The following is a 7926-nucleotide window of genomic DNA, read 5'->3' on the forward strand; positions in this document are numbered from 1 at the left end:
CTTAGATATTGAAACACCGTGGCAATGAGGACATTGAACATCAATAGAATGGCGCATGACATGCTCTAAAATAAATTAAACCAGCGTGCAACCATGATAGAACAATTCACAAAAGCAGCCCACTACCAATTTAGCCTAAGGTTTTTGAGCTAAAGATTAAGCAGTTTTGCTAAAAATTAAACAGCATACCCATGCAACCGTGTAATTTTATTACACAAATATTGATGTCATATTTTGTTAATTAAAATGAAGCAAAACCTTTTGCAGCAAGCTTGCTGAGAGTTATCCACTGAAACTGTGGATAAGCTTGTGGAGAATAAACATTTTTTTGGCTGTAGCCCTTGATATAAAAGGCTTGGACTTAAATTGCACTGTTTTTATGGCGGTGAAAAATACTGTTTTATATCAGTATCTTACCATCGTTGTGATGTTGGGCATTGTTAGCTCGAAAATGTTACGAACTTGTAATGTTGAATAGGCCGTAAAATGTGTATGAAATCGAGAAAGATCACAAAAATGTTCGCTGAACACCTTGCTACAACTGCATGTCAATAAAAAAATTAATACGATCGCTGTTCTGTAATCTTTAGGTAATAGATCTAAAAAACTTTCATAATTTTTTAATACTAGGGCGTGTTGATCTTTCAGGATTAAATTTTGTGCTATTTGAGCACTTTTTTGTTCAAGGCGTGAGCAGTGAAGCTTAGCCATCTAAGTAAACTGGTCACAACACAGAACAGGAAGTGCTCAAAAGCATCGAAGACAGCGTAAATTGGTCACTTCTGCTGCGTTATCGTTTGTTTATGTAGAAACGAAGTAACGACAGGTTTGTATGTCGGTAATAACCACACAGCACAAACTCTGCCTTGCATAAGATAAGCAATTTATCGCTGCAAAAATAATCACGAAAGATCAACACGCCCTAGTAATGACTAGTCATACTCCTATTGAATCTGAAATCGAGCATACGCCAACGATTATATACGAGTTCTATTTGTGTAAAAAAATCTGAGCGATTAGAATCACTTTAGCTCAAATTCTCGCTGAAATCCTGCATCATCAGTTATCACGAGTATATAAAGGAACCCATAAGTGTCTGACTCTGTTTTTCAATTAGAATCCAAATTTAAACCTGCAGGGGATCAACCTACTGCAATTACACAACTAAAAGAGGGCCTAGAGTCAGGCATTGCCGCACAAACGTTACTCGGTGTAACAGGCTCTGGTAAAACTTTCACCGTTGCCAATGTGATTGCAGAGCTAGGTCGCCCAACTATCATTATGGCGCCGAATAAAACGCTGGCAGCTCAACTCTATGGTGAGATGAAAGAGTTCTTTCCTCACAATGCGGTGGAGTATTTTGTTTCTTACTATGACTATTATCAGCCAGAAGCTTATGTTCCTGCTTCTAATACTTTTATTGAAAAAGACGCATCGGTAAATGCTCATATTGAGCAAATGCGATTATCGGCTACAAAAGCTTTGCTAGAACGACGAGACGTAGTTTTGGTTGCCTCAGTTTCTGCAATTTATGGTTTGGGCGATCCTGATTCTTACATGAAAATGCTGCTACATCTTCGCCAAGGTGATTTTATGGGGCAGCGAGATATTCTTAAACGTCTTAGTGAGCTTCAGTACACTCGCAATGATGTGGAATTACAGCGAGGCACTTTTAGAGTTAGAGGTGAAGTGATTGATATTTTCCCCGCTGACTCAGACAGAGATGCCGTTAGAGTGGAGTTATTTGATGATGAAATTGATCGTATCAGCGAGTTTGATCCTCTAACGGGTAAACAAACTCGAAAGTTAGCACGTACTACCATTTATCCGAAAACTCATTACGTAACACCAAGAGAAACCATTTTAGGTGCTACAGAGAAAATAAAAGAGGAACTTAAGTGGCGTAAAGAAGAACTTCTTCAGAACAACAAACTGATTGAAGCGCAGCGGATCACTGAAAGAACCCAATATGATTTAGAAATGATGATTGAGTTAGGGTACTGCTCTGGTATTGAAAACTATTCACGATATCTTTCTGGTCGTGCTGAAGGTGATGGGCCACCAACGCTATTGGATTACTTACCTGCTGATGGTTTGCTAGTAATTGATGAATCTCACGTTACCGTTCCACAAATTGGGGCTATGTATAAGGGTGATCGCTCCCGAAAAACCACGCTGGTGGAATATGGATTCCGTTTACCGTCGGCATTAGATAATCGTCCACTTAAGTTTGAAGAATTTGAAAACCTGATGCCGCAGACCATTTATGTATCGGCAACCCCAAGCGATTATGAAATTGAGAAAAGTGAAGGTGAGATTGCTGAGCAAGTTGTACGTCCAACAGGCTTATTAGATCCTGAGATTGAAGTTCGACCTGTTGCGATTCAGGTTGATGATTTACTTTCAGAAGTAGGAAAGCGAGTTGCGGTAAATGAGCGAGTGTTGGTTACTACACTGACCAAACGTATGGCAGAAGACTTAAGTGAATACCTTGATGATCACGGTGTTAAGGTAAGATATTTACACTCGGATATTGATACGGTTGAACGAGTGGAGATCATTCGAGATCTCCGTTTAGGTAAGTTTGATGTGTTAGTCGGCATTAACTTATTACGAGAAGGCTTGGATATGCCGGAAGTCTCGCTAGTGTGTATTTTCGATGCTGATAAAGAAGGTTTTTTACGTTCTGAAAGATCTCTTATCCAGACCATTGGTCGTGCCGCTCGTAATGTTAATGGGAAGGTAATTTTATACGCCGACAGAATTACCAAATCCATGAGGAAAGCCATGGATGAAACTGAAAGGCGTAGAGATAAACAAAGAGCTTTTAACGAAGAACATGGCATTACCCCTAAAGGTGTTGTTAAGCGGATCACCGATGTTATGGATGTTGGTGATAGCGTTGAAGAGCAAAATTCTATCTCTGAATACCGTGAAGTGGCTGAGCCTAGAGGTTCTTACCAAGTAAGGGATATTGCCGCATTAAGTCGTGAAGTTGACGCGCTTGAAAAGCAAATGCTAGAGCATGCTCGCAACCTTGAGTTTGAGCAAGCGGCTGAGCTTAGAGATCAAGTTAAGCAATTAAGAGAGCAGATGTTAGAGGCGAATTAGCCTCTAACAATTTAATCCGACTGAGGGTACTTTCCTGCAACCAAAGTGGCTTGTCTATTTTTCCATGTCACTTGTATTGGAAAGAAGAAATGTTCGCCGTTTTCTAATTCGATTTGGTGATTCCCATCTCCCATTTCATGGATGACCAGACTTTTATTATGTTCGATTGGATATCCTTGGCTCCAATCACATCCATTTCTATGCCCTGATCCTGTGAGGGACCAAAGACGATATGGATTGCGAATTAGACCTCCATCTTCAGCTATATGTATCTCACCTTTAAGTTCGTCGTTAGGATACCATTGTGGTCGAATTTGAGGGCTAATTTGAAGATCACCAATAATGCCCAGTGTGGTCATGGACAGATTGCCTATGTCACCTTTATATATTGATCCACCACTTTCATCCTCTATTGAAATCGACATTCCCTGCCACTTCCATGTTTCGTAAAGAGCTCGCAGGTCAGTTTCTAAATGGCTACCAATTAAACAGCGACAGCGAGAAAGGCAATCAGGCGTTTTATCTGCAGCCTCTTTATTTCTAAGAGTCGCTAAAGAAATACCAGCAAATGCATCAATATAAGCGACGGCTTTTTTTCTTGTTAGCAGACCATTTTTATCAAGCTCTTCGATAGTATAACTGCCTGTCTCAGCAGCATTAGTGCTGTTAATTATTTCTTTATAATCTTGGAGGGTTTTGGGGAAAAGGTTCAATGCATGAGCAGCATCGTTTAGGGTACCGAATGGTAACACACCAATTTGAACATTATCTCGACCATGAAACTCTCTTATGACGGGGGATAATGTACCATCTCCACCCACGGCAAAAATTCTTAGAGTATGTTCACTCGAAGCTTTTATAGGACATGTTTCAGCTTCTAACCATTCTGCAGCGACTTTGCCTGCATCTGTATTATTTTGGGAGGTGTATATGATGCTATAAGATGTTTGTTGATCGAGGTTCAAACCTGTTCTAATTGTTTGAAACTCATCGTCACACTTTCCACTGTTTGCAGCAGGATTAACAACAAACAGCGTATGTGCAGGATTTATGAATTGGAGCATTTCACTGCTAACTCCCATAAACCGTACCTCAGCTTAGTGATAGTTACTTGAAAAGGTACAGTTTTTTTTCTTATGGTGTTAGATGGTCTTTTTATAGGTTAGATATATAAGAAATATAAATATCAAAAAATTATTTGTTTACAAGGCTTTGATATTTATATGTTTTGATAAACGTTTCTATCTTTTTTGGCGATTTTTTGCTAAATAACATGCTGCAATTGCAAAACCTGAAATCATTCCAATCAGGTGGGATTCAGTTGCAACAGGTGCGTTAATCATTGCTGCTACATCGCTACTCGCTCCATAAATCTGTTCATGAGCAACTTTTAATATAACTCCGATGAATAACAACCAGCCTGTTCTCATCTTGGCTTGAATATCCATGATTGCACCAAAAGCAAATAAGCCATGAAGTACACCCGATAAACCAACATAGCCTATAGTCGACGGGTAAAATAGGTAAAGACCAAGCCCCTCAAGTACGCACAACGCAGCAAATAGTGCCCACACACCTTTACGGGTATAGTGCATGTCATGCAGCGATAAAATCACCCATAAGCCACCAAGATTCATCAATAAATGCCAATGATTACTATGCAGCAAGTTTCCAGTTACTATGCGCCAAAGTTCACCATGGCTAATCTCAGGACGTTGGTAAGCAAGTGAATCTTCAATGAATGGGGTATTCAAACCTAAAAAGTATAAAGCCCCAGAGATAGCGGAAATCCCTAAGGCAAAATATAACGAAGTTGGCAGTAATTTATTAAGCCATTTCAGCACGTATTTTCTCTTCCAATGAGTGCATTACTTCTTCTTTATTATGTAAGTAATGGTATAAGCCTTTTAGTCTTAGATCACAAGCAGGGCAATCACCACATCCATCTCCAACAATGCCGTTATAGCAAGTTAAAGAGTCATTGCGCACGGTTTCTAAAGCTTGATATTTATCGGCTAATGCCCATGTTTCAGCTTTATCCAGCCACATTAAAGGAGTGACGATATTGAGCTTATAATCCATGCCTTGAACTAAAGCCGAATTCATTGCTTTAACAAAGTCATTGCGACAATCAGGGTAACCTGAAAAGTCTGTTTCGCATACACCAGTTATGACTGTTTCAGCGCCAAGCTGATATGCATAAATACCAGCTAGGGTTAAAAACAGGATATTTCTACCGGGAACAAAGGTGTTAGGTAGGCCATTTTCCATCAGTGTGTGTGATACTGGGATCGAATCTCTCGTTAAAGCAGAAATAGCCAGTTCGTTGAGTAATGAAACATCCATGATTTTATGGCTAGCGACATTCAACTTCTTCGCTAGAAATTGAGCTTGGTTTATCTCCTGTTTATGCCTTTGACCATAATCAAAAGTTATCGCGTGAACTTCATCATAATGAGCCATAGCTTGAAATAAACAGGTAGTGGAATCTTGACCGCCACTAAACACGATCACTGCTTTAGATATGCTAGACATTTCTATACTTCATTAAAAATATTGAGGCGATAGTTTAGCTTAGGGGGCGAATGCAAGCAAAAGTAAATCAGGTATTTAGTTTGATTGGATTCACATTTATGTGTGTTTATTTGTTGAAAAATGCTGAGTTAAAATGATTCCTGAAAGCCGTGAACTAGACGTTTTCTTGTGTATAAATCAAAGGCCATAATCGCAGTTTGTTTACTGAGTATACAGGGGGGGGGGAGCAGTATACAGTTAGTCTTCTAACTTATTATGCAAAACTTGCTGAAGTTATTGAGCCCGTCAATTATATGCAGATTACAGTTAAACTCCACTTCAATTAATCTCGCTAATAATTGTCAATAATTCGGCTGAACGCTAAAAATGTCCGGAGCGTAGAATTATGGCAACCGTAAAGGAACAAATTACAGCTCTAGTAATTGGCCATTATGTAGTTAACAACACGCTAAAATTATTTACACAATCTATCAGCCTAAATGTCAACGGTACTGTTTTCTCTGTTTCAGTTGAGAGAGCAAAAGATCGCTATGTTGCAAGGACGAGCATAGAAGTTGAGCAGACACGTTTGGATTATCGTCAAAGGCTTAATTTTTTCCAAAAGAAAAGAATCAAACAACACATATCGCGCGTAGTTTCAACACTATTCAACATTCAAACATACGCTATTAAAGGAAATAACAGAGCAATAAAAGAGCTGATATTAAAATTCCACTTTAGCACCAACTTATACACCGATACCAATAAGGCTACATTGTTACAAATCACAGCTCATCACGGTCATCATAAAATCGTTAAACTTTTACAAAAACAAGGAGCTGATGTCAATTCTATTTATTGTGACGGATGCACCCCTTTAATAGCTGCTGCCAATACTGGGCACACAGATATTGTAAAGTTTCTTCAACAACATGGCGCTAATGTTAATGCACAAAAAACAGATGGATGCACCGCTTTAGGCGGCGCTGCAGGCTATGGTCATTTAAAAATTGTAGTCTTTCTTAAACAACACGATGCTGATGTTAATACTCCTAGAGGTAGCAAATGTACACCATTGCGGATGGCTACTGTAAATCGGCATAAACATATTGTAAGGTTTCTATTGCAAAATGGTGCAGAGGTCAATACGACTTGTGAAGAAGGCTATACACCGTTAATTTTAGCCGCTGAGCAAGGCTATATAGAGATCGTCAAACTGTTAATAAAATTCGATGCGGCAGTTGATTTAGGTACACCTAACGGCTACACGCCGTTAATCGCTGCAACCAAAAACGGTCACTATAATATACTAAAACTCTTACTAGAAAATGGAGCAAATCCAAATCCGATAAGTTCGAAAAATAATCCATTAAAACATATTGTAAGTGAATTAATAGCTAACAATGGGAATCAAACTGAGCTCGTAAAAGCAATGAACTTATTATTAGAGTATAAAGCCTCTGTAGATATGGAATGGGAAGATATTCCTAGTGCTAGTATTCCCCAAGGAATATCTGTGACAATCAAACATAAAATGCTGGAGTTACCCAGAGAAGTTTACACTGATGTTAGTCATTATTTATATTCTAGATATTCTAGAAAGACCTTATTACCTATAAAAGAGGCATGGACTATTTCATCCCAAAATTTAAGTAGCGAGTGTGAGTCAACAAAATCGAAATTGATGCTGTAGCTAGTAAAATTAGCTTTCGTCTGGATTAATGACAAGGTTATCTTTGCTTAGGACATTCACTAGGCGACCACCCTTAATCCATGGTTTTGCCTTTATGGTGATTTTGTATCAAAGTAGATCCTTAAACAAAGGAGTGTGAAATGAATATTCATAATCAAGTGAATTACCTAGAAATACCTGCCAAAGATATTGCTGTGACAAAAGCGTTTTTTACCCAAGTATTTGATTGGGAGTTTATGGACTTTGGTGATGAATATTGCAGTTTTACTGGACAAACAGTAAATGGTGGTTTTTATTTAGCTGATACTCATGTTTCATTAGAAAAAGGCAGCCCCTTAATTGTGCTTTTTAGTGACGATTTATCACAGACTCAAACGGATATTGAACAAGCGGGTGGGAGTATTATTCAACCAGAGTTTTCTTTTCCAGGAGGTCGACGTTTTCACTTTGCAGATCCTAACGGGAACGAATTTGCGGTATGGGCATAGGTATCTACATGGTTTGTCCAAAAAACGAACTAGCCAACTCTCTAAATGCTTCAATCTCCTCAATGGTATAGTTAGAAAGAACTTCGTTGAGCTGTAAAAAGACCCATAAGCCAGCTAATA

General features: G+C 38.8%; 6 protein-coding genes. 3 read left to right on the forward strand and 3 right to left on the reverse strand.

Annotated elements, in window-relative coordinates; translation table 11 throughout:
• Positions 1-1092 precede the first annotated feature (1092 nt).
• The gene (gene uvrB, locus D5018_RS19785; RefSeq protein WP_121840710.1) at positions 1093-3111 is read left to right on the forward strand and encodes an excinuclease ABC subunit UvrB; all 2019 of its coding nucleotides are present in this window, start codon (positions 1093-1095) and stop codon (positions 3109-3111) included.
• An 11-nt stretch (positions 3112-3122) separates the two neighbouring features.
• Here the strand turns inward: uvrB and D5018_RS19790 are convergent, their stop codons facing one another.
• The 3 genes from D5018_RS19790 to queC all read right to left on the reverse strand — a co-directional run bounded on the left by D5018_RS19790 (position 3123) and on the right by queC (position 5646).
• Positions 3123-4193 (reverse strand): acylglycerol kinase family protein, encoded by a 1071-nt coding sequence (locus D5018_RS19790; protein WP_121840711.1) that lies wholly within the window; start codon positions 4191-4193, stop codon positions 3123-3125.
• 159 nt (positions 4194-4352) lie between these two features.
• Positions 4353-4955: a rhombosortase gene (rrtA, locus tag D5018_RS19795; RefSeq protein ID WP_243637480.1), complete on the reverse strand. Its 603-nt coding sequence runs from the start codon at positions 4953-4955 to the stop codon at positions 4353-4355.
• A complete protein-coding gene (gene queC, locus D5018_RS19800; protein WP_121840712.1) occupies positions 4939-5646 on the reverse strand; it encodes a 7-cyano-7-deazaguanine synthase QueC in 708 nt (235 codons plus the stop codon). The genes rrtA and queC overlap by 17 nt, the downstream gene beginning before the upstream one ends.
• Before the next feature lie 385 nt (positions 5647-6031).
• Between queC and D5018_RS19805 the strand changes: the two genes are divergently transcribed.
• Entirely contained in the window at positions 6032-7318 is a 1287-nt protein-coding gene (locus tag D5018_RS19805) for an ankyrin repeat domain-containing protein (RefSeq protein WP_121840713.1), read from the forward strand.
• A gap of 140 nt (positions 7319-7458) precedes the next feature.
• A complete protein-coding gene (locus tag D5018_RS19810) occupies positions 7459-7806 on the forward strand; it encodes a VOC family protein (protein ID WP_121840714.1) in 348 nt (115 codons plus the stop codon).
• Positions 7807-7926: the final 120 nt, after the last annotated feature.

The organism is Parashewanella curva (assembly GCF_003675895.1).
In the GTDB taxonomy this organism is placed as follows: domain Bacteria; phylum Pseudomonadota; class Gammaproteobacteria; order Enterobacterales; family Shewanellaceae; genus Parashewanella; species Parashewanella curva.

What these genes read in the sequence shown, in the direction of transcription:
- D5018_RS19790 (WP_121840711.1), bottom strand. Translation starts at nt 4,193, where the DNA reads ATGGGAGTTAGCAGTGAAATGCTCCAATTCATAAATCCTGCACATACG.
- queC (WP_121840712.1), bottom strand. Translation starts at nt 5,646, where the DNA reads ATGTCTAGCATATCTAAAGCAGTGATCGTGTTTAGTGGCGGTCAAGAT.
- D5018_RS19805 (WP_121840713.1), top strand. Translation starts at nt 6,032, where the DNA reads ATGGCAACCGTAAAGGAACAAATTACAGCTCTAGTAATTGGCCATTAT.
- D5018_RS19810 (WP_121840714.1), top strand. Translation starts at nt 7,459, where the DNA reads ATGAATATTCATAATCAAGTGAATTACCTAGAAATACCTGCCAAAGAT.